This is a genomic window from Gordonia sp. BP-119, assembly GCF_016924115.1.
Taxonomy (GTDB): Bacteria; Actinomycetota; Actinomycetes; order Mycobacteriales; family Mycobacteriaceae; genus Gordonia; species Gordonia hongkongensis.
This window is the reverse complement of sequence record NZ_JAFFZF010000007.1, coordinates 128,336-149,739: the sequence shown is the minus strand read 5'-3', so window position 1 is coordinate 149,739 and position 21,404 is coordinate 128,336. Positions and strand designations below refer to the sequence as shown.

The following is a 21,404-nucleotide window of genomic DNA, read 5'->3' as shown; positions in this document are numbered from 1 at the left end:
TCTGCATGCCCATCATGTGGTGTTCTGGTCGGCGGGTGGGGGGACGGATCCGGACAATCTGATCTTGTTGTGTGGGTCGTGTCATCGGTCGTTGCATCGGGGCGAGTTTGCGATCACCGCGCATGGGAAGCAGCGGTTCACGTTTCATCGACCCGACGGCGCCGAGATCGAGGTGGCGCCGCCGACGTCGAAACCGTCGGGGTGGCAACCAAACCCTGCCATAGGTATCGACGCGACTGTGCCGATCGGTGGGGGCCGGATGGATTTGGGTTACACCACCGAGGTGCTCTACGCCGTCTGGGAGTGGAAGGAAAGCAGGTCTTCTCGCGTCGATCTCGCGATGTCGGCGGCGTAGTCGTCGATCGTTGTCGCGCTACTTCTGAAGCCAGAATGCGCGGCCCCGCGATGAGTTCTGACGAGCAGGCATGTCTATCCCTGCACAACACACTCGCACGAGCCGCCAGGAGAACATCATGAGCCGCAACAGCACCACCAAGGGCGCCGCCGCGCCGACGACCACGAGCCCCGCGTCCGACGAGGCGCAACCGACGCGTCGGAACTGGCGTCGCACAACAGGAATCGTCATCAGCGTACTCGTCGGCGCCTTCCTGGCGTTCGACGTCGCAGGCAAACTCGCGCGTCCGCAAGCGGTGATCGACGGCACGCGGGAGCTCGGCTTCCCCGCCGATCAGGCCATCGTGATGGGTGTCGTGTTGCTCGTGTGCCTGGTCGTCTACGCCATCCCGCGCACCGCAGTCCTCGGCGCCCTCGGGATCACGGCCTACCTCGGAGGCGCGGTCACCGCCAACATGAGGATCGAGGCACCGCTGTTCGACACGGTCCTGTTCGCGGTCTACCTCGGCGTGCTGATGTGGATCGGTCTGGCCCTGCGCCGCCCGGAGTTGCTGAAGGTGGCCGGCCTGAAGCGCTGAGCTTCGCCGCTGACCGGCCCCGCACCCGTTACCGATCTGGGATCGGACGGGTGCGGGGTCGTTGTGCATCTCTCGTACTCGTTACGCGAGTGACTGGTGTGACCAGAGTGAAGCGAATGAGACTGGCGGCTGCGGCGACGATCGCGGTGGCCGCTCTCGGCGGGGTGGCGGTCGGGACGTTGCCCGGACCGGACGCCTCGGTTGTGACGACGGCCTCCGCGATGGACCCGGCCGGCCTGTACAACAGCGCGCAGTCGAAGTTCGCCGGAGGTGACGTCGCGGGCGGACTCGATCTTCTCCAGCAGGTCCTCGCGGTGGCGCCGGCCGATACCGACGCGCTTGCACTGCAAGCGATCTGGTCGGACCAGGTCGACGACGTCGTCGCGGGACGCTCGGCCCTGAACCGGTTGTCGATGATGAATCCGTCCCTGGCGACAACGGCCCGCAACATCATCTCGGGCGTCTCGACCGCTGCACAGATCGTGCCCGACACCACGCCGAAGCCGGTATCCGGTCGGGTGGCTATCGTCGTGCTCGGATTCGGGCTCAATGCGAACGGGAAGATGGCGCCGGAGCTCGTCAACCGGGTGTCCGCCGGCAAGGCTCAGTCGGAGCTCACGACGTCCGCGCCGATCGTCGTCACCGGAGGGGTGCCGAAGAAGGGCATCACCGAAGCAGCCGCGATGCGGACCTGGCTCGTGGACAACGGTGTCGGTGCGGACCGGATCCTCGTCGAGGACAAGTCCGGGTCGACGGTGGCCAATGCGCAGAACACCGCCGAGATCCTGCGCGCACAGGGAATCCGGGACATCGTTCTCGTCACGTCGCCCAGCCACATCCGGCGCGGGGCGGCGGACTTCGGTGCCATGGGCTTGCGCGTCGTCGGGACTCTCACCACCGCGACGGACCTGGAGAAGTACCGGACCCCGCTGGCCAAGGCGCAGCAGACCGGCATACGTGTGGAGGCCACTCGGACCGCGCGTATCCCGGCGACCCATGAGCCCGGGCTGCTGCCGCAGAACCTGCCGGAGACCGGTCCCGGACTGATCCCGGAAATCGGTGGGCGGATCCTCCAAGAGCTCCTGAAGGCGGGATCGTCGGCCTGACGGGCCGATCTCGCCGCACCGCGCGCTCGAGTTCGGTGGGGTGACATGGTGCTGGCCCTGCGGTTTCACAGCTTGCAGCAGAAGCGCGGCTGTGCATCGTCGGTCTGTTGCTACGACCCGACGGCCGCCTGCACGGCCGCCTGCACGCCGTGCCCGGCGACGACGATCGGTTCGATGGAGCGCAGGGTGCGGCACAGAACGAACGCACCTTCCAGCGCGGTCAGGGTGATCAACGCCAGCCGTCGACGCTCCGGCTCGGTGATCTCGAGTTGTCCGAACCACGTTGCGAGGCCGGTCAACCAGCTCTCGAAAACCTCGGCGGATTCCAGCCTGAGACGCTCGTTGGTACTCGCCACCTCCAGTGCGATGGTCTCGATGGAGCAGGCCTCGCTGTAGTCCTGCGACTCCAACAGTTTTCCGGCGTTCTCGAACAGCGTCGGGATGCCGGTCAGGGGGTCGGTCGTCTCCAGCTGGGCGCCGACGAACGCGCCGTAGCGCAACCCTTCGCGTCGGATGACCTCGACGCTGATCGCTTCCTTGCCGCCGGGGAAGTGATGGTAGATCGAACCGTAGGGCGCTTCAGCCGCCGCCGAGATCTGTTTGATGCCGGTGGCCGGCATGCCCTGCCGCCGGTACAGCTCTGCGGCTGCCTCCAGGATCCGGTCGCGAGTAGCGGAATCTGCCATGACGTCTCCATCCCTTGCGCATCGTGCCGATGCCAGCCTATCTTGCTTCTAAGTAGAACGATCTATCTAGGAGGCGACGTGCCCACAGTTGACGTGCCGGCCGGCTCCATCTCCTACGAAGACACCGGCGGTCCCGGGCCGATCCTGGTACTCGGCCACGGGTTGCTGATGGACGGGCGGCAGTGGCGCAAGGTGATCCCGCTGCTTGCCGAATTCCGTTGCATCACACCGACGCTCCCGATGGGGGCGCACACGGAGCCGATGCACGCCGACGCGGACCTCACCGAGACGGGTGTGGCATCGATCCTTGCCGACTTTCTCGATGCCCTCGACCTCGATGACGTGACGCTCGTCCTGAGCGACTGGGGCGGTGGTCAGTTCGTGATCTCCCAAGGCCGGGACAAGCGCGTTGGGAGGTTGGTGTTGGCATCGTGCACGGCTTTCGACAACTATCCTCCCGAGCCGGCGCGCCCCGCGGCGCTGTTGTGCCGAGTGTGCGGCGGCGGGTGGATTCTCACCCGGATGCTGGGCACTCGATTCTTCCGGCACAGCACACGGGCGTATGGCGCGCTGACGAAGTCGGGGATTCCGGACTCGCTGTTCGACGAGTGGTTCCGCCCCGCTGTCGAAAACGCATCGATCAGAAGGGATCTGGTCAAATTCGCCACGGGCGCGCCCTCCCGCCGCAGGCTGCTCGAACTGTCGGACATGATGCGGCGGTTCGATCGCCCGGTGCTCGTGGTCTGGGCAAGGGAAGACCGGATGATGCCCCTTGAGCATGCGGACCGCCTCGTCGAGCTCTTCCCGAACGCATCCAAGGTCGTCGTCGACGATTCGTGGACTCTCATCCCGGAAGACCAGCCGGAGGCGATGGCCGATCTGCTGCGCGGGTTCGTCAGATGACGCGTCGTCGCCCCGCCGGTGGCGATACCGGTTGCGCGATGTTGCCGACGATGTAGCTCGCCTGCCTCTCGTTGCCGAGCGCCGAAGCGCGACGGCCGATTGCCGGCACCGTCCTGAATGTCAGAACATCACCGATCGGAAGTGGGTGACGAAACGCTCGTCGTCATAGAGATGGAACGCGATCCCCGGCGGCTGACCGCGGTTGACGACCTCCCGGCCTTCGAACGGCAGGTTCAGTGTCGACGACACACCCGGTGCGATGCACAGCGGGCGGTCGGCGAACGTGGTCACCGCCGGGGTGTGGGCGTGTCCACACAGGAACGCGACGATGTTCGGGTGCTGATCCACCAGGGCGGCGAGACGGCCCTCGTCACGCTGGCGGATCGAGTCCATGAACGGCATCAGCAGGTCGACCGGCGGATGGTGAAAGGCGATGAACACCGGTGTCGTCACGGACGTAGCGGTGAGCCGGTCCGACAGCCAGGAGATGGTCGCGTCGTCGAGACGACCGTCGTTGCGTCCGGGTATCGAGCTGTCGCACATCAGGAAGAGGACGTCGGAGCCGTCGCGCCCGCGCACCGTCCGCGCGTGATTGATCGGACCAGAGGTCTCGGTGCCGATCAGGGCCGCGCTGAACGGTTCCCGGACGTCGTGGTTGCCTGCGGTGATGAGCATCGGCAGTGGGCTCTCGAGCACCCCGTACGCCTCTCGGTACTCGCTCGCGGCACCTTCATCGGCGATGTCGCCGGTGACCAGCAGGACGTCGATCCCGGCGGCGCGGGCGTTGATATAGCTCAACGTCGACTGGATACGGGCCCGATTGAACCGCGTCCCGTTGAAATGCAGGTCGCTGATGTGGGCGACAACGAACACGAAGAGCTCCTGTCACGGTTCCTGACTCCCACGAGGCTAACCGCAGGCAGGGTCCGACGACGCATCGCCTCAGGGCCGCGAGGCGCAACGCACTCCCATGACGTCGGTGTGGTTCAGCCCGCTCGGGTGCCGGCTCCCCTGTAACGCACAGCGGCCGGCGAGCGACATCGATGATGAGTCGCCGACCTGCCAACCCCCGACCTGGCAGGTCGGCGACCGTCTTTTGTCTCCGTCGATGCAAGACTTCGGCGCTGTTTGCATTCTCCCGAGTTCGCGCGCACACTGGCGAGCGGTGTTAGTTGCGCTCTGCAACTAATTGCAAAGAGCAAGTAAAACTTCTCGGGTAGGCGGTGAGGACAGTGCTCGATCAACACGCGATCGACGACCTCTTCGAGACCCTTCTGCGCTTCGTCCGCATCCGCGAACGGGCGGTCCACACGACGTTCCGTACGCGTGAGGGCGAGTTCGAGGCCGCGGCGTTCAAGGCACTCTTCCCGCTCGCGCGACGGTCGATGCGATCGCGCGACCTCGCCGAGACGATGAATGCCGACCCGTCGACGGTGAGTCGGCATGTGGCTCAGCTCGTGGAGCACGGCCTGATCCGCCGCGAGGCGGACCCGGACGACGGGCGCGCTACCATGCTCGTCATCACCGCCGCCGGACGGGATCGCGTCGTGGCCATGCGCGAGATGCGTCGCGCCGCCATGGCCGATGTCATGGCCGACTGGACCGACGACGAACTCCACACCCTCGTGACACTTCTCGGGCGGTTCGTCGATGCCGCCGACGCAGCCCTACATCCGGCGTGCCCGGACCGCAGCCCGGACACAGATGCGAATGACCCGAAAGGACGACAGTGACAGACTCTTCGGCCGCCGACACGGTGAACCACGACGAGGAGGTCGCCGGCGCCGGACTGACCCATCGCCAGATCCTGACCATCCTGGCCGGACTCATGCTGGGCATGTTCCTCGCCGCCCTCGACCAGACCATCGTGTCGACGGCGATCCGGACCATCGCCGACGATCTGCAAGGGTATGACCTGCAGGCCTGGGTGACCACGGCCTACCTCGTCACCGCGACGATCGTGACCCCCTTGTACGGCAAGCTGTCCGATCTCCACGGCCGGAAACCGTTCTTCCTGCTGGCGATCTCGATCTTCATCGTCGGTTCGCTGCTGTGCACGATCGCGTCGTCGATGTATCAACTCGCCGCGTTCCGCGCCTTCCAGGGGCTCGGCGCGGGCGGCTTGATGACCCTCGCACTGACGACCATCGGCGACATCGTCCCGCCGCGGGAACGCGCCAAATACCAGGGCTACTTCCTCGCCGTGTTCGGCACCTCCAGCGTCCTCGGCCCGGTCCTCGGCGGTCTGTTCGCCGGCCAGGAGACGATCCTCTGGGTGTCCGGTTGGCGTTGGGTGTTCCTGGTCAACGTGCCGATCGGACTCGTCGCGCTGTTCGTGGTCTACAAGGTGCTCAACTACGACCAGCAGAAGGGCGTCGGCGGGCGCACCGACTACTGGGGGGCGACGGCACTCGCCGTCGCCGTGGCTCCGCTGCTCATCGTCGCCGAACAGGGGCGCCAGTGGGGATGGACCTCCGGACTGTCGTTCCTCTGCTACGGGATCGGCGTCGTCGGCATCGCCGCGTTCATCTGGATCGAGCACCGCATGGGCGACGACGCCCTCATCCCGTTGCGCGTGTTCACCAACCGGGTGTTCAGCCAGGGCATCATCATCTCGGTCATCATCGGCGCCGTCATGTTCGGTGGAATCTCGATGCTGCCGCAGTACTTCCAGGTCCTCCGCGGATCGAGCCCCATGATCGCCGGCCTCCAGATGCTGCCGATGGTGCTCGGTCTGATGGCCGGTTCGATCCTGTCGGGCCAGCTGATCTCGCGCACCGGACGCTACAAGATCTTCACGGTCGTCGGCGCCGTGCTGATCACCGCGGGCACTTTCCTGCTGCACCTGGTGGGCACCGAGACGCCGCTCTACCTGGTCATGCTGATGGCCGCGCTCCTCGGCTTCGGGCTCGGCAACCTGATGCAGCCGATAACCCTGGCGATGCAGAACATCCTGCCGCCCAAGGACATGGGACTCTCCACCGGCACCGCCACCTTCTTCCGTCAGATCGGTGGAACGCTCGGTGTCGCGGTCTTCTTCTCGCTGTTGTTCTCCTTCATGGGGCCGAACATCAAGGACGAGATGGTCGCGGCGGCAGCCCAACCCGAGTACCGCGCGGCGGTCGTGGAGGCCTCGCAGAGCAGCGACCCGCAGGTCAGCGCATTCGGGCAGTCGCTCATCGCGGCCGCTCAGAATCCCGGCGCCGCGACCGGATCGTCGGACAGTGTCATGAGTGACACCTCGGTCATCGAGAAGCTGCCGGCCGAACTGGCCCAACCCATCAAGGAGGGGTTCGCCGACTCGATGGACCGGGTGTTCCTGGCGGTGTCGATCGTCGCGCTGCTCGCGATCATCGGAACGGTCACCTGGAAGGAACTCCCGCTGCGTCAGGGACGGCCGATCGGCGCACCGGAGTCGTCACCCGCGTCGTGAGGAGATCGCTCGCGGGCATCCTGATCGCCGTTGCGGGCCTGTGCTATTCGTCGTGGGTGCTGGAGTTCGCGTGGGCGGACTCGCTGGACCCGATGCGCACGTTCCTCAGCGAGCTGGACGCCGCGAACCGTCCCCACCGCGACATCTACGTGGTCGGGGACGTGACCACCGGGGTCTGCGCACTCGTCGCGGCACTGCTATTGCTCGTCCCGCGACCGCCTTTCCCCCGCTGGTTGAGCCGGCACCGAGCGGAGCGAGGCGCCGAGTCGAAGCCACCTGGTGACCTCGACAGGCTCGGCCAGCGGGAGGGGGACGCGACGTCGGTGTTTCGCGACCGTACAGCGACCACCGCCGTTCTCGCACTGGCGGTGTTCGGCGCGGCGACCATCGCCGACGCCCTGCTCCCGATCGAGTGCATTCCGGGAGTCGACCCCGGGTGCCCGCGCGAACCGAGCGGACTGCTCCCGCAACTGCATCACATCCACGCGCTCACCAGTACGGTCGCGGTGTTCGCCATCTTCACCGTCATGGTCGCCGCCGGCGTCTCGGCGGTACGCACCACACCGGACGGTCCCGTATGGCCGATGCTCCGGTGGGTCGGGAACGCAGTGCTCGTCATCGTCGCGCTCGCCACGGTCTGGATGCTGTTGGCGGACAACCTGGTCGGCGACTACCGGCTCGGACTCGCCCAGCGCATCCAGGTCGGCGGCATGAGTGTGTGGATGGTGCTCTGGGGGTGGGCCGTGGTCGGTTCGCGGGGCGTTGATCGGACCCCGGAGGCGGAACACGTCGTCGTTGCGCCGGGTGGGTTCACCGGCACGGAGTGGGGCGCCGTGAACGGCACGCGAGACCAGCAGCAGCGATAGTCTGACGTCGACGACGAGAGGATCGGGTGGGTATGGGGGTTCGGGATGGGCGTCCGGCCGGTGGTGCCGGTTCGACGCTCCGGATCTCGGTGCTGGGTCCCATCTCCTGCGAACTCGATTCCGAGGTGGTCGACCTGGGCCCGCGCCGGCAACGGGCGGTCTTGGCCCGCTTGGTGGCCGGCCGCGGTCGGGTGGTGTCCACGGATCGGTTGATCGACGATCTGTGGAACGGGGAACCACCGCCGAAGGCACTGGCGGGCCTCCAGGTGCAGGTGTCCAATCTGCGACGCGTCATCGAACCGTCTCGCCCGCCCCGCGCTCCGGCGACCGTGCTCGTCAGTGAGCAACCGGGTTATGCGTTACGGCTACCCCGTCCGAGCGTCGACGTCTGGGAATTCGAGGCCGTCGTCACCGTCGGCGGCGACGCGGACGATCCCGCCTCGAGGCTTCGCGAGCTGGATGGCGCGCTGCGGATGTGGCGCGGCGATCCCTACGGCGCCTGTTCGGGTGAGGGCTGGGCACAGCCCGAAGTCGCCCGACTCCACGATGTACGCCGGTCGGCGATCGAGCAGTGGGCCTCACTGGCGGTCGACCACGGACGCGCGGCGGAGGTGGCGCAGGTGCTGGCTGCGGAGTGCGACGACCAACCGGCCCGCGAAGAGTACTTCCGGTTGCTCGCGCTGGCGCAGTACCGACTGGGGCGGCAGGCAGACGCCCTGGCGACGCTGCGCCGGCTGCGGTCGTATCTCGCCGACGAACTCGGAGTGGATCCAGGACCGCCGATCCAGCTGCTCGAACGCGACATCCTGCAGCAGGCGCCCACCCTGGCGGCGCCGGTCGCACCGCCGGTGCCGGAGACGCCGAAACCGCCGAGCGTGCCGCCCGTCACCGCGTCGGCGGGTCGTCGCGAACCCGCCGGACGGGAGAACGAACTCGCGGCACTGCTCGGTCACGCCGAGGCCGCGAGCGCGACCGGTCTGCGCGTCGTATGGGTGAGCGCGGAGGCCGGCGGCGGCAAGAGCACGTTCGCGGATTCACTCGTCGCACGTCTGGGCGCCGCCGGCTGGGCCGGGGCGATTGGACACTGCCCCGAGGTCGACGGCGCCCCGACAGCCTGGGCGTGGCGAGAGATACTGCAGCAGGCGAAGTTTCGTGGCGATCTGACGTCGGACGAGGGATTGGACAATTCGTTCGACATCGCCCGGCGGGTGATGGAAGCCTGCGGTTCGCACTCCGACGCACCGGGGACGGTCCTCGTGCTCGACGACGCACACCGCGCCGATGGCGCCACGCTGCAGGTCCTTCGGCAACTGGTGACCTGGATGGCCCGGTCTCCGGTGCTCGTGGTGGTCACCTACCGGGCATCGGAAGCCGGTGTGGACCTGCTCGCGACCACGGCATCTCTCGCTGCGGTGACCGCCGAACACATCGAGCTGAAGGGTCTGTCGGAGAACGGTATCCGCGAACTCGCGGCGTCGGTGGGACTGGAATCCGTGGACACCCCGCTGCTCGAGCTGTTGCGCACGAGGACCGACGGCAATCCGCTCTTCGTGCGTGAGCTGGCCAAGCTCGTCGCCTCCCGCGGATTCTCGGCGGCTGCCGCCGCGATCCCCCGTGGCGTCACCAGCGTGCTGATGCAGCGGATCGAACGGCTACCTGCCGAAGTCGCGACCGTCTTACGCCTGGCCGCGCTTTTCGGGCGCCGTGCGCCGATCGATGGCGTACTCACCCTGTGGAACAGGAATCCCGACGCCACCGCCGAGGAACTCGTGCTCGACGCGATCGACACGGCCGTCGCCGCCGGATTGCTGACCGCAGACATCGAAGCGGTGCACTTCAACCACGTTCTCGTGCGCGACGCCGTGTACGACAGCATCCCCGCGCTGCGGAAGCGGCGATCGCACTGGCAGATCGTGCTGTATCTCGAGCAGACCCCAGGCGTCGATCCGGACGAGCTGGCACACCACGCGGCTCTCGGCGCCGTCCCCGACACGGTCGAACGCGCCCTCGAGCTGGTGACGGTCGCTGCCGTCGCGAGGTTCGGCACCGAATTCACGGCGGACTCGGCAGACCTGTGGCGGTCCGCCGTGCGTCTGCATGAGATGGCCGGACATGCCGCGGCGACCGCCGACGCGGCCGATCGGTCCGCGTTCGTCGTGGCGTTGACCCACCTGGTGACGGCACTGGCGTTCCGCGGCGACGACACCGGTGAGGCCCGCGCGCGCCGTGGTCAGGCGATCGCGACAGCTCGAGAACTGGGTGACGACGATCTGGTCATGGCCGCGCTGACGTGTTGGCGGGCGCCGGTCATCTGGACGACACGCCGTCAGCGGATCGCCGACACGGAGTTGATCGCCGCGATGACGAGCGCGCTGGGTCGCGCCACCGGTGAGGACCGGGTCTACCTGTTGGTGTCGCTGGTCTTCGAACTCGAGGGCATCGACGACCGCCGCGCCATCGAACTGGCCGCCCAGGCCGTGGAGGCCGCGAACGGGCACGCGGACCCCGAAGTCCGTTGCGCGGCGTGGAATGCGCGTGTGTACACCGCCCTCGGGCCGGATCTCAGCGCAGAACTGCCGGCGTTCACCGACGAATTCGACCGAGTGGCAGACGAGTCCGGAGTGCTGGCCTATCAGGCGGCCGCACACTTCTTCTCGTTCCTGGCGCGGGCCGCGCGGGTCGACCTGCCCGGCGCCGTCGCGCGAGCCCAACAAGGTCTACGGTCGGCCTCCAGCGGGCGCGCGGGCGAACTCGTCGTCGTCTTGTCGGCGTTCTCGGCGGTCCTGGAGGTGCTCGGTGGCGACATCGACCAGGCAGAGCGCGAGTACCGCGACCTCACCGCGCGACTGCAGGCGGCGGGCGCGATCAACTCGGCGGAGATCGGTCTGGTCGGCGAGATGGTGGTCGGGTGGTTCCGCGGTTCGCTCGCACATCTCACCGAACCCCTCGCCGCGATCAACAATGTTGCCCCGCAGATGATCTCCTGGGTGTACGTGGTCGCGCTGCTGGACGCCGGTCATGTCGAGCAGGCGCGCCGCGTCGCCCGCACCGCGCCTCCGATCAGCCGCGACTTCTACTGGACCGCGATGTCGGTCTTCCACGCCCGCGCCCTCGTCCGGCTCGAGATGACCGAGGCCGCGGCCGTGCTCTACGACGAACTGCGGCGTTGGTCGGGCACGATTGCCGGCCTGAACTCGGGATCTGTCGCATTCGGTCCGATGGACGCGGTGCTCGCCGAGCTCGCCGACCTCCTCGGTGACACGGCCGCCGCGACCGCCCACCGTCGAATGGCCGTGGAGGTGCAGAACACGGTGCGAGCCGGCCTCACCGAACTGGGCCGGCGATGATGGCCTCGCGCTTGTCGAAGCTGCGAACGAGCAGTGTGAGCACGGCCCGGATGACCGGTCCCGCCTCGCGCTTCATCTTCGCCAGCTCGCGCTCATCTGCGTGCCGCATCATTCTCGGTGCCTCGAACCGCATGCTCGCGCCGCTTCGGGCAGCATTCTCCACTCGGTCCCAATCCGCCACACTCACGTAGCGGGCGACGATCGGGAACACGACCTTTTCTTCGTCGGCGATGTGCTCACCGAGTAGCTGGTGAACGTCGCCGAGGGTCGCGGCGAGCTCGTTCGCTGCGTCACGGTGATCGGCTTTCGCGGATGTGAAGGCTGCGGTGCGAGCCTGCAGTGTCGCGAGCAGCGCATCGAGCTGGGTGTGATCATCTTCCAGATCGTGGACGTCGACGGCCGCGCCGGCGGATGCGGTGAGGATCGGCCAAACCACCTCGTCCTCGATGGTGTGGTGATGATGGATGGACGCGCACAACTGGTCGAGATAGTCGCCGATGGCTCGGCGGCGGCGATCATCACACGGTTCACCACCGGCGATGCGGCCGAGGATGTCGGCGAAGCGGCGCGTGTCGTCGAGCATGCCGCGGTGGGCGAGCTTCATGCCGGTGAGATCGGGGGTGGTCGGTGCGGTGGCGGTGCGGGGGGAAGGTCGGCTGGTCACGGGTGTCTCCTGGCGGCTTGTGGTGGCTGGTTGCGGCCACTGTGCGCCGCCCGACTTACAGGCGACTTGTAGTCGCCTTGCGGGGCCCGCGGTACCTGTCCGACGATCGCACGATCGGACTCACCGGGGGTCGGAGCGGACCCACCTCACCCCGACAACGTCCGCCGGAAGAGAGCCTTGAGCTCATCGAAGTGATGTTCGCAGGCCTCGTGGTGATACGCCGCCAGATCGGACATCGTATACCCGTGCGGCGCACCGGGATAGACGGTCGCCGAGTGCGCCACGCCCCCACCGGTCAGGGCGTGCTCGAACTGCGCGACCGCCATCGCGGGCAGTGATGAGTCCTTGTCGGCGTGGATGGCGAGGACGAACGCGTCGATGCCGACGAGATGCAGGTGCGGACTGTCGTGGTCGTCGGTGACGAGGCCGCCGGTGTGGAACATGCCGACCGCGGCGACGTCGTCGGGCCGGGCGGCGGCGATGTTCAGCGCAAGCCGGCCACCCATGCAGTAGCCCGTGACACCGACACGTCCGGGTGCGACGCCCGGCAGCGACTGCAGCGCATCCAGGTAGGCGACGAGGTCGGGCCGTACCGCGTCGGGCGTGAGGGTCCGTGCCCGCGGCATCGCGGATCGGAAGAATGCGGTCCGCGCCTCGGGCAACAGCAGATCCTCGGTGGGCGCCCACTCGGCCGCGGACCCGTACCGGTGGAACAGGTGCGGCACCAGCACGACGTAACCCCAGGACGCGATGCGGTCGGCCATGGCCTCGATGCGAGGTCGTAGGCCGATCACATCGGTGAGGAACAGGACTCCCGAAGACGTCCCGGATGAATCGGGCCGTGCCACATAGGCTTCGGTCTCTCCGTCGGCCGCCGAGATGGTGATCGTCTCACCCGTCATGTCCACGCTCCTCTGCTCGGTTCACGCCCCGGGTCACAGATCACCGGGCAGTTTGTCCCTCCGGATCCCCCGCCAGCTGGGATGCCGCAGATGCCCGGCCGTCGTCCAGTCCATGAACCGGACCTCGCCGACGATCTTCGGCAGGACCCACACCGCGCTGGACTCGACGGGCCGGTCGAGTTTGTCCAGGAAGGGCGACCGCGAGATCTCCAACGGTCCGAGTTCCTCTGCAAGCGAACGCAACTGTGCGTCGGTGAAGCCGGTTCCCACGCGACCGACGTAGCGGAGTCCGGTCTCCTCGGGCAAACCGATGAGCAGGGAACCGATGGTGTGCGCGCGGTTGCCGCGGCCCGGCCGATATCCGCCGACCACGACCTCGATGTCGCTCCAGTTCTTGTGTTTCAGCCAGGTGGTCGACCGACGTCCCTGCTGATACACCGAGTTGCGGCGTTTGGCGACAACACCTTCCAGGTTGTGGTCACGGCTGTATTCGACGGCGGCCGATCCCGGTCCGGGGAGCAGCGGAGGCACTTCGACGAAGGCGGAGTTGCGGAACGCGGGCGCCAGCTCCTCGAGGAGTTCGCGTCGAACCGACCACGGCTTGCGCAGTAACGACGAGCCGTTCAGGAACAGGATGTCGAACAGGTGTAACCGCAACGAATACGGCTCGTCGGTGTGCCGACGCGAGGTCAGCAGCGTGAAATTGGTGCGGCCCGACGAGTCGATCGCGACGACCTCACCGTCGAGCACCACATCCATCAGACCGAGATCATCTGCGAGGCCGGCGAGTTCGGGGAAGTCGGCGGTCATGTCGATACCCGATCGGGAGGTGAGCCGGAACTCGCCGCCGACCGAACGGATGAGGAGCCGATATCCGTCCCATTTGCCCTCGAATGCCCAGTCTCGACCGTTGAGTCCGTCGATCGACTCGTCGGTCGCGAGCATCGGGCGCGGGTCGGTGAGGCTGTCGGGGACGATCGGACGCGGTTCGTCGCTCATCAGGTGGGCGAGCCAGTTCTTCTCGCCGGTCCGGATCAAGGCGTACCGTCCCTGCACGCGCTCGCCATGGAGGCGGACGATGACCTCTTTGTCCCGCCACTTCTCGAGCTCGAATGTGCCCCTGTCCCAGATGGACACGTGACCGCCGCCGTATTCGCCCGCCGGGATGTCGCCCTCGAACTCGGCGTAGTCCATCGGGTGGTCCTCGGTCTGCACTGCGAGCCGGTTCTGGTCGGGGTCGGTGGGCAGGTTCTTCGGTACGGCCCACGACACCAGGACCCCGTCGTGTTCCAGTCGGAAGTCGTAGTGCAACCGACGGGCGTGGTGCTCCTGGATCACGAAGATCGGTGCCCTCTCGGTCTGCGTATCCGAGGAATCAGGTTCTGCAGCAGAGCTCTCGGCTTCGATGCGATGTCGATGCGCTTCGTCGCCGAAGGGTTCGGGTGTCTTCGACTGGTCGCGCTTGCGCCGGTACTCCTTCAGGTTGATGACCTGTCCCGCCGCGGGCTCGACGACGACCTCCGGCTCGTCGTCGTAGGGATCGTCCAGGCCGTCGAGGAGATCGCCGAATTCCTCGACGCGTTCCAGCACCTCGGTGTAGAGCAGTTGGGAGAGTCCGGGGTCCTCCATCTCCTCCCAGGTGCGCGGCGCGGCCACCCACGGCTGCTCGCGTCCGCGCATCGAGTACGGCGCGAGAGTGGTCTTGGCGGCGGTGTTCTGGCTCCAGTCGATGAAGACCTTGTCGTCGCGCAGCGATTTGGACATCTTGGCGGTGATGAAATCACTGTGCTGACGGGCGAACTCGTTGGCGACCTCCTGCGCCACCTTGCGCGCCGCATCCGACGTCACGGGCTTCGGGAGCCGCGCGTAGAGGTGGATGCCCTTGCCGCCGCTGGTCACCGGGTACGTCGTCGCACCGCCGAGCCAGTTGCGGATCTCGCACGCCACCTCCGCGGTCCGGTGCAGCGGCACCCGCGGACCGGGATCGAGGTCGAACACGATGCGGTTGGCCATCGGCGCGCCGTCGGGCCCCATGGGAAGCCGCCACTGCGGCGTGTGGATCTCGAGCACGGCCATCTGCGCGAGCCAGACCAGCGTGGCGCGGTCGTCGGCCATCGCATAGTTGATGACCCGCTCGCTGTGCTGGATGCCGTGGCGTCGGATCCAGTCAGGTGCGCTCTCGGGAACGTTCTTCTCGAAGAACGGGGTCGACTCGACGCCGTGGGGCCACCGCTTACGGGTGATGAGGCGGTTGCGTACATGGGGAAGGAGGACGTCGGCGATCCGCGAGTAGTAGTCGATGACCTCGAACTTCCGCGTCCCCGTCGCCGGATAGAGCACCTTCGAGAGATTGGTGATCGAGATCCGCCGACCGTCGACCTCCAGTGTCTCGCCGCCTGCCATGCGTCCCATTGTCCACAAGGTTCCCGGCGGCCGTGCGGAGAAGACCCTTCGTGACGCATCCTCCGCAGGCTCCGGATGCTCCTCAGGGAGCGGGGGAGGGACGCGCATCCCTCCGGTCCCTGAGGAGTCCCGGAGCTTGCGGAGGGACGTCACGAAGGGTCTCGTTACTCCCGGTTCACGCCATCGCGGCCGATCTACTGGCAGAATGGCTCTCATGCGCTCGATCTGGAAGGGCGACCTCAGCTTTGGCCTGGTCAACGTGCCGGTCAAGGTCTATTCCGCGACCGAGAGTCACGACCGGAAGTCGTATCAGGTCGACTCGTCGGACGGCACCCGCATCCGCTATCGCCGCGTGCGCGAGGGCACCGACACCGAAGTCGACTACGGCGACATCGCCAACGCCTACGAATCCGAGTCCGGCGAGACCGTGATCCTCACCAAAGAAGACCTCGCCTCGTTGCCGGTGCAGAAGAGTCCCGAGATCTCGATCCTGGAGTTCGTACCCGCCGAGCAGGTCGATCCGATCTACTTCGACAAGCCCTACTACCTCGAACCGTCGTCGAAGTCGCCGAAGGCCTACGTCCTGCTGGCCAAGGCGCTGGAGGAGACGGACCGGCTCGCGATCGCCTCCTTCACCCTGCGCAACCGGACACGCGTGGCCGCGCTGCGCGTCGTCGACGGGGTGATGACGTTGCAGACGCTGCTGTGGCCCGACGAGGTCCGCAAACCCGACTTCGGCTTCCTCGACGACGACACCGAGATCCGCGATCAGGAACTGCAGATGGCGGCCTCGCTGATCGAGTCGATGGCATCGGACTACGACCCCTCCGAGTTCGAGGACACCTATCAGAACGAGCTGACGAAGCTCATCGAGGCGAAGTCCGAGGGTGGCGAGGCGTTCCCCGAATCCGACGACGAAGACAAGGACACCGAGGACTCCGACGTCGCCGATCTCCTCGCCGCGCTGCGCGCATCGGTGAAGGACCGCGGGGGATCGGATTCGAAGGATTCGGACTCGAAGGACACCGCGGCCGAGAAGGCACCGGCCAAGAAGGCTGCGGCGAAGACGGCCGCGAAGAAGGCGCCGGCCAAGAAGACCGCTTCCAGGTCGACGGCGAAGAAGACCTCCTCGGGCAGCTCGGGGTCCGGCGCGTCCGGGAGCAAGTCCACGGCCAAGAAGGCGCCCGCCAAGAAGTCCTCGCGCAAGGCGAGCTGACCCGCACCGCCGGACAGCGGCGGTCCGAAAAGGGTTGGCACCACGCCCGCGGGTTCGGGCAAGCTCGAAGGGTGACCTCCGCCGCCGACTCCCGTCTGCCCCGCGCGCTGCTGCCGTTCGCGCGTCGGCAGTACCGGCTGCTCGCGTCCGGACTGATCCTCGCCATGTTCGCCGACGGCGTGTGGACGATCGCGGTGATATGGCAGATCATCGCGCTCGGCGGCGGGCCGGGTCAGGTGTCGCTGGCAACTGGCGTGGCCGCGGTGGGAATGCTCGTCTCCACGCTGGCCGGTGGTGTGCTCGCCGACCGTATTTCGCAGCGCCACATCATGATCGGCCTCGAGGTCGCGAAGATGATCGCGTTCGGTGCGATCGGTCTGGCGTCGATCGCGGGCGTACTGCAGCTCTGGCACGTGGTGGTGGCGTCCCTTCTGGGCGGCATCACCACCGGGATGTACTACCCCGCCTACTCGGCTTTGCTGCCCGGTGTCGTCGCGCCGTCGGAGCTGCAGGCGGCCAACGGGATCGAGGGCTTCTTCCGCCCGGTCGTCTTCCAGGCGGTCGGCCCGATGGTCGCCGGCGCCGTCATCGGTGCCTGGGCCCCGGGATCCGCGGTGTTGATGGCGGCGGTCGCCGCGATCCTGTCGAGTGTCTGCTATCTCGGGATGGCCCCGGTCACCGCGCGCCGGTTCGGCGAGACGGGCGAGGACGCGCCGGAGGTCGTCGAGGGTGCGGGTGCCCGCCGGATCGTCGGCGACCTGGCCGAGGGGTTCGCCTACATGGCCCGGACCCCGTGGCTGTGGGGCACGCTGCTCTTCGCCTGCGTTTTGGTATTGGCGACGCTCGGCCCCATCGAGGTGCTCGTCCCGTTCGCATTACGTGAGCGCGTCGACGGCGGCGCGACCCAGCACGCCTGGGTGCTTGCCGGATTCGGACTCGGTGCGGCTGCGGCGTCACTGGTATTCGCCTCGATCCCGATGCCGCGCCGGTACCTCACCGTCATGTTCTCGCTGTGGGCGTTCTCCAGCCTGCCGCTGGTACTGATGGGTCTCGCCGATTCCACGTGGATGTTCGTCGCCGCCGGTGTGACCATGGGCATCCTCTTCGACGGCCCGATGGTGCTGTGGGGAACGCTCTTACAGCGTCGGGTGCCGCCGGCACTGTTGGGTCGCATCGCCAGTCTCGACTTCTTCGTATCGGTTGCGCTGATGCCGGTGTCGATGGCGATCGCCGCCCCGGTCTCGTCGGCGATCGGCCTGACCGCCACGTTCGTGCTGGCCGGGTTGCTCCCGGTGCCGATCGCGTGGGCGTTCTACTTCGCGGCCGGCATGTGGCGCGACGAGATCGAGAACCCCCTTGTCGACGAGTCGAATCCGAAGTTGGTCGACTCCGCTGCGGTCCGTTGACGTGACCTGGAGCACATACTACGGTGACACATCATTCACAGGGCATGACGTGACGTAGCGGAGTGGGCTCGGCGGCTCGGCGCAGCCATTGCAGGAGGCGAAGACGATGGCGGTCTGCACGCCGGGTGACGTCCCGTCGATCATCACCGGCTACCTGGGGTTCGAGTGCGAGGGCGCGAATCCGATTGTCACGATCCGGAATCCGGCCGACCTCGAGCACTGGACGCAACCGGTCCTCGAGGTCACGATCATCCTCGGTGCCGTCCTCGCGCTGATCCACGCGATCCGCCGACTGCGTCGCGACGGCGACCCCACCAACCTGACGGTGTGGATCGGATCGTTGGTCTACCTGTTCGTGATCGAGCCGCCGCTGTACTTCCCGAACTGGTTCCACGCCGAAGAGGCGATGGGATTCATGTTCTCCCACAACGTGTTCACGGTCATGTTCATGTACGACCGGCTGCCGTTGTACATTGTCGCGTTCTATCCGGCCGTGAGCCAGGTCGCCTACGAGATCGTGCGGGCGTGGGGCTTCTTCGACGGGTCGAAGCGCTCCGCGCTGCGCGGCTCGCTCGTTCTGGCCCTGGTGTTCCAGACCTTCTACGAGATCTTCGACCAGCTCGGCCCGCAGCTCAAGTGGTGGGCGTGGAACGTCGACGCGCCGTATTATCGCGACACCCTCGCCCAGCTCCGAGCCCAGGGCATCGCCCCCGACGAGCTCGGCAATCCCGCCGCGGAGCCCACACTGGCCGCGGTGCCGTGGGGGAGCGTCTGGCTGTTCGCGACCGTCTCGTTCGCGGTTCTCGTCTACGTCGCGGTGCGCTTGGTGCAGATCCCGACCTCCCACGGACGCGCCCCGCGTGGATGGTCGTTGACCTGGCGCGTCGTAGTGTCCGGTGTTGTGGCCGTCGTCAGCATGCCACTGCTGTCCATTCCGACGGCGCTGTTCGGCCGCGACGAGAACGCGAATCACGACGCGCAGACCGTCGTCTACTGGGGAGAGATGGCCCTGGTGTGGGGCATCGGACTGACCCTTCTGTACGTGCAATGGCGACGCATGCGCAGCGACCCGACGCTGGGCGTCGACGACGCCCGCAGCGCTCGGCCCTTCCTCGTCGTGTTCCCGGTCCTGTTCCTCGGGGTGCACCTCGTACTGTGGTGCACCGCGCTGCCCGCCTACCTCGACGCCGAGGACGGAATCACCGCCGACAACACACCGATCGGGAGTCTCCCCTACGTGATCGCCTGCCTCGTGGTCGCTGTGGGCGTTCTCGGCGTCGCTGTCGTTCGGGGCCGGCGCACGGTCGACGACAGCCCGGCGGTCGCGGGAACACCGTCGACCGCAGGCGTGTGACAACGTCCGATTCGTCCACAGCTGGGTCTGCCCGTCGTGGACGGCGACGAGTCGAGCGCGATCAGTGCTGGAGAACCCGCGCGGCGCCGTCGACGACGCTCGTCGTGAGTGTTTGCAGCAGAGGCGAACTCAGCTTCCAGTGCTGCCAGTACAGCGGGACGTCGATGTGGTGGTCGGCGATGAGGCGGACGCGACCGGTGTCGAGGGCGTCCGCGATCTGGACGACCGGGACGGCGCCCCAGCCGATGCCGAGCGTGACGGCGCGGTGGTATTCGGTCGACGCCGGGATGTAGACCGCGGGCGGGTCGACGGGCCGGCCGGCGAGGGCGGCCGAGATGTTCCGCTGGATGTGATCGTTGCGGTCGAACTGCACCATCGGGGCCCGGGCCAGTGCATCGGCATCGGGCCCGTCGGGTAGCCATGTGTCGATGAATTCCGGTGTGGCGACCGGCAGATAGCGCATCGTGCCGAGCGACTGCAGTGCGCACCCGCGGATCGCGAGTGGTTCCGAGGTCACCGCGGCGAGCACGTCGCCGGTGCGGAGCAGGGTGCTGCTGCGGGTTTCGTCGTCTCGGAAGACCTCGACCGCCACCGCGTGCTCCCGGTGGAATCGCGCGAGCACGGGCAGTAACCAGGTCGCGAGCGAGTCGGCATTCGTCGCGACCGGGAGATGGACACGGGGACGTTCGACCAGCGGCAGATCGTCGTCGTCGGGCGCGCCCACGAACTCGGCGCGGGTCTCGGCGAGCAGTAGTTCCCACTGCTTGGCCAACCGCACCAGCACCTCGCCATCGGGTGTGGCCGTCGCCGGCTTGGTCCGCCGGAGGAGTACCCGCCCGGCAGCGGACTCCAGCGCCTTGATCCGCTGGCTCACCGCCGACGGGGTGATGTGCAGGGCGGTGGCCGCGGCGTCGAAGGTGCCCTCGCGCAGGACCGCGGCCAGCGTGCGCAGGCCTTCCTGACTGATGTCCACGAGCCGAGGTTAGTGGTGTGTCCCGCCGGACAGGCGAGACACACCACCGCCGGCCGGATCAGGCGGGGACGGTGTCGCCCGCGGAGTCGGCCCGCCGTCCGCGCACCACGCCGAGTGCGAGGAGCGCGGCGCCGACGGCAATCCACCCGAGGAGAACGGCGACCTGTCCGGTGATGCTCGCCGCCGGGAAATACGCGACCGAACGGAGCAGCGTGCCGCCGGCGCCGGGCGGCAACCACTGGCCGATCGTTCCCCACGGCGCGGGCAACAGGTACGGCGACGATGCCAGCCCCGACAGCGGGTTGGAGATCAGCACCATCACCAGCGCGGACACCCCGACCCCGGCGGGGCCGAGCAGGCTGCCCGCACCAACCGTGAACCAGGTGATCGCTCCGATCATCAGGGCTGCGGCGAGTCCGACGGGGCCGATACCACCGTCGATGACGCCCAGCCATGACCACGTCGCCGCGAAACCGAACCCGGCCACGAGCGGCCCCAGGACCGCCAGCGTCGCCTGCATGGCGGCTCGGCCGCGCAACCCGATCGCGGCCGCCCCGCCGAGCGCCATGCCGGCGATCAGCAACGGCAACAGTCCGGCGGCGAAACCCGTTCCGCGGGCATCTGTCTCGGGAGTGGGGACCACGGATTCGACGGCGACCGGTACACGCTGGGCGGTGGCGATGCCGTTCCCGACCCCGGCGACGACCTGCGCCAGCACCGGCGAACCCGCCTCCGCGGTCAGCACCGTGACCCCGCCGGGCCCGACCGCGATCGCGCCGACCAGGTCGCGCCGTTCGATGGCGGCACGCGCGTCCTCGGTGTCGGCGAATCGTTCGACGGCGAAGGCGTCTTCACCGGCCCGGTCGGCGAGCGCCGTCTCGATCGCCTGTGCCGCGGGCGGCGGTGCGACGAGACCCAGTGGGGCTTGATGCGGCTCGGGATCGACGGCCAGTGACACGAACATCGCGGCGATCGCGATCACGAACGTCGGGATCAGCAGCGCCATCACCGCCACGAGGCGCCAACTGGGTGCCCGCCCGGTCGGGGGCGCACCGTCGGCCTCCGCGGTCGCAATGGGCGCCCGATCGCGCGAATCTGTCGAGTGCAGTTCAGTGCTCATGACCACTCCTAAAAAGAACGAATCTTCGTTTTTCTGAGTATGCGCGGAGAGCCGCGAGGAATCAAGAACGAATATTCGTTTTAGACTGTCGGC

Annotated in this window: 18 protein-coding genes; 11 read left to right on the top strand and 7 right to left on the bottom strand. The window is 67.5% G+C overall.

Annotation, left to right across the window (positions count from 1 at the left end; genetic code table 11):
- The 3 genes from JW364_RS06775 to JW364_RS06765 all read left to right on the top strand — a co-directional run.
- The coding region (locus tag JW364_RS06775; protein ID WP_205333661.1) for an HNH endonuclease signature motif containing protein at positions 1-355 on the top strand (355 nt) is incomplete at its 5' end.
- A gap of 118 nt (positions 356-473) precedes the next feature.
- Entirely contained in the window at positions 474-932 is a 459-nt protein-coding gene (locus JW364_RS06770; RefSeq protein WP_068969811.1) for a DoxX family protein, read from the top strand.
- Between the two features lie 116 nt (positions 933-1,048).
- A complete protein-coding gene (locus JW364_RS06765; protein WP_068969812.1) occupies positions 1,049-2,038 on the top strand; it encodes a YdcF family protein in 990 nt (329 codons plus the stop codon).
- A gap of 110 nt (positions 2,039-2,148) precedes the next feature.
- Here JW364_RS06765 and JW364_RS06760 read toward each other — a convergent pair whose 3' ends face one another.
- Complete coding sequence (locus JW364_RS06760; protein WP_058252305.1) at positions 2,149-2,724, bottom strand: TetR/AcrR family transcriptional regulator; 576 nt, start codon at positions 2,722-2,724, stop codon at positions 2,149-2,151.
- A 78-nt stretch (positions 2,725-2,802) separates the two neighbouring features.
- Between JW364_RS06760 and JW364_RS06755 the strand changes: the two genes are divergently transcribed.
- Positions 2,803-3,627, top strand: coding sequence for an alpha/beta fold hydrolase (locus JW364_RS06755; protein ID WP_068969813.1), 825 nt, complete (start codon positions 2,803-2,805; stop codon positions 3,625-3,627).
- A 120-nt stretch (positions 3,628-3,747) separates the two neighbouring features.
- On the opposite strand, the gene JW364_RS06750 is transcribed toward JW364_RS06755, so the two are convergent.
- On the bottom strand, positions 3,748-4,500 hold the full coding sequence (locus JW364_RS06750; protein WP_068969814.1) for a metallophosphoesterase: 753 nt from the start codon (positions 4,498-4,500) through the stop codon (positions 3,748-3,750).
- 359 nt (positions 4,501-4,859) lie between these two features.
- On the opposite strand from JW364_RS06750, the gene JW364_RS06745 reads away from it, so the two are divergent.
- Genes JW364_RS06745 through JW364_RS06730 form a run of 4 tightly spaced genes read left to right on the top strand, consistent with a single transcriptional unit; the run spans position 4,860 to position 11,273 of the window.
- Complete coding sequence (locus JW364_RS06745; protein ID WP_058252302.1) at positions 4,860-5,360, top strand: MarR family winged helix-turn-helix transcriptional regulator; 501 nt, start codon at positions 4,860-4,862, stop codon at positions 5,358-5,360.
- Complete coding sequence (locus JW364_RS06740; protein WP_068969815.1) at positions 5,357-7,060, top strand: MDR family MFS transporter; 1,704 nt, start codon at positions 5,357-5,359, stop codon at positions 7,058-7,060. Before JW364_RS06745 ends, JW364_RS06740 begins: the two co-directional genes overlap by 4 nt.
- Complete coding sequence (locus JW364_RS06735) at positions 7,057-7,926, top strand: DUF998 domain-containing protein (protein ID WP_205333660.1); 870 nt, start codon at positions 7,057-7,059, stop codon at positions 7,924-7,926. The genes JW364_RS06740 and JW364_RS06735 overlap by 4 nt, the downstream gene beginning before the upstream one ends.
- Positions 7,927-7,958: 32 nt before the next feature.
- The gene (locus tag JW364_RS06730; protein ID WP_068970286.1) at positions 7,959-11,273 is read left to right on the top strand and encodes a BTAD domain-containing putative transcriptional regulator; all 3,315 of its coding nucleotides are present in this window, start codon (positions 7,959-7,961) and stop codon (positions 11,271-11,273) included.
- Here JW364_RS06730 and JW364_RS06725 read toward each other — a convergent pair.
- From JW364_RS06725 to JW364_RS06715, 3 genes are all read right to left on the bottom strand, one after another.
- Positions 11,251-11,937, bottom strand: a complete 687-nt coding sequence (locus tag JW364_RS06725) for a hemerythrin domain-containing protein (RefSeq protein WP_068970287.1) — start codon at positions 11,935-11,937, stop codon at positions 11,251-11,253. The genes JW364_RS06730 and JW364_RS06725 overlap by 23 nt on opposite strands.
- Before the next feature lie 146 nt (positions 11,938-12,083).
- Positions 12,084-12,839, bottom strand: a complete 756-nt coding sequence (locus tag JW364_RS06720) for a dienelactone hydrolase family protein (RefSeq protein WP_165629409.1) — start codon at positions 12,837-12,839, stop codon at positions 12,084-12,086.
- A gap of 33 nt (positions 12,840-12,872) precedes the next feature.
- Positions 12,873-15,242 (bottom strand): ATP-dependent DNA ligase, encoded by a 2,370-nt coding sequence (locus tag JW364_RS06715; protein WP_165629410.1) that lies wholly within the window; start codon positions 15,240-15,242, stop codon positions 12,873-12,875.
- Positions 15,243-15,447: 205 nt separating this feature from the next.
- On the opposite strand from JW364_RS06715, the gene JW364_RS06710 reads away from it, so the two are divergent.
- The 3 genes from JW364_RS06710 (at position 15,448) to JW364_RS06700 (ending at position 19,218) form a co-directional block, all read left to right on the top strand.
- Positions 15,448-16,458, top strand: coding sequence for a Ku protein (locus tag JW364_RS06710; protein WP_205333659.1), 1,011 nt, complete (start codon positions 15,448-15,450; stop codon positions 16,456-16,458).
- Between the two features lie 71 nt (positions 16,459-16,529).
- Positions 16,530-17,864 (top strand): MFS transporter, encoded by a 1,335-nt coding sequence (locus JW364_RS06705; protein WP_205333658.1) that lies wholly within the window; start codon positions 16,530-16,532, stop codon positions 17,862-17,864.
- 106 nt (positions 17,865-17,970) lie between these two features.
- Positions 17,971-19,218 (top strand): hypothetical protein, encoded by a 1,248-nt coding sequence (locus tag JW364_RS06700; RefSeq protein WP_165629413.1) that lies wholly within the window; start codon positions 17,971-17,973, stop codon positions 19,216-19,218.
- A gap of 61 nt (positions 19,219-19,279) precedes the next feature.
- On the opposite strand, the gene JW364_RS06695 is transcribed toward JW364_RS06700, so the two are convergent.
- Positions 19,280-20,191, bottom strand: a complete 912-nt coding sequence (locus JW364_RS06695; protein WP_165629414.1) for a LysR family transcriptional regulator ArgP — start codon at positions 20,189-20,191, stop codon at positions 19,280-19,282.
- Positions 20,192-20,249: 58 nt separating this feature from the next.
- Complete coding sequence (locus tag JW364_RS06690) at positions 20,250-21,311, bottom strand: ABC transporter permease (protein ID WP_165629415.1); 1,062 nt, start codon at positions 21,309-21,311, stop codon at positions 20,250-20,252.
- Between the last annotated feature and the right edge of the window lie 93 nt (positions 21,312-21,404).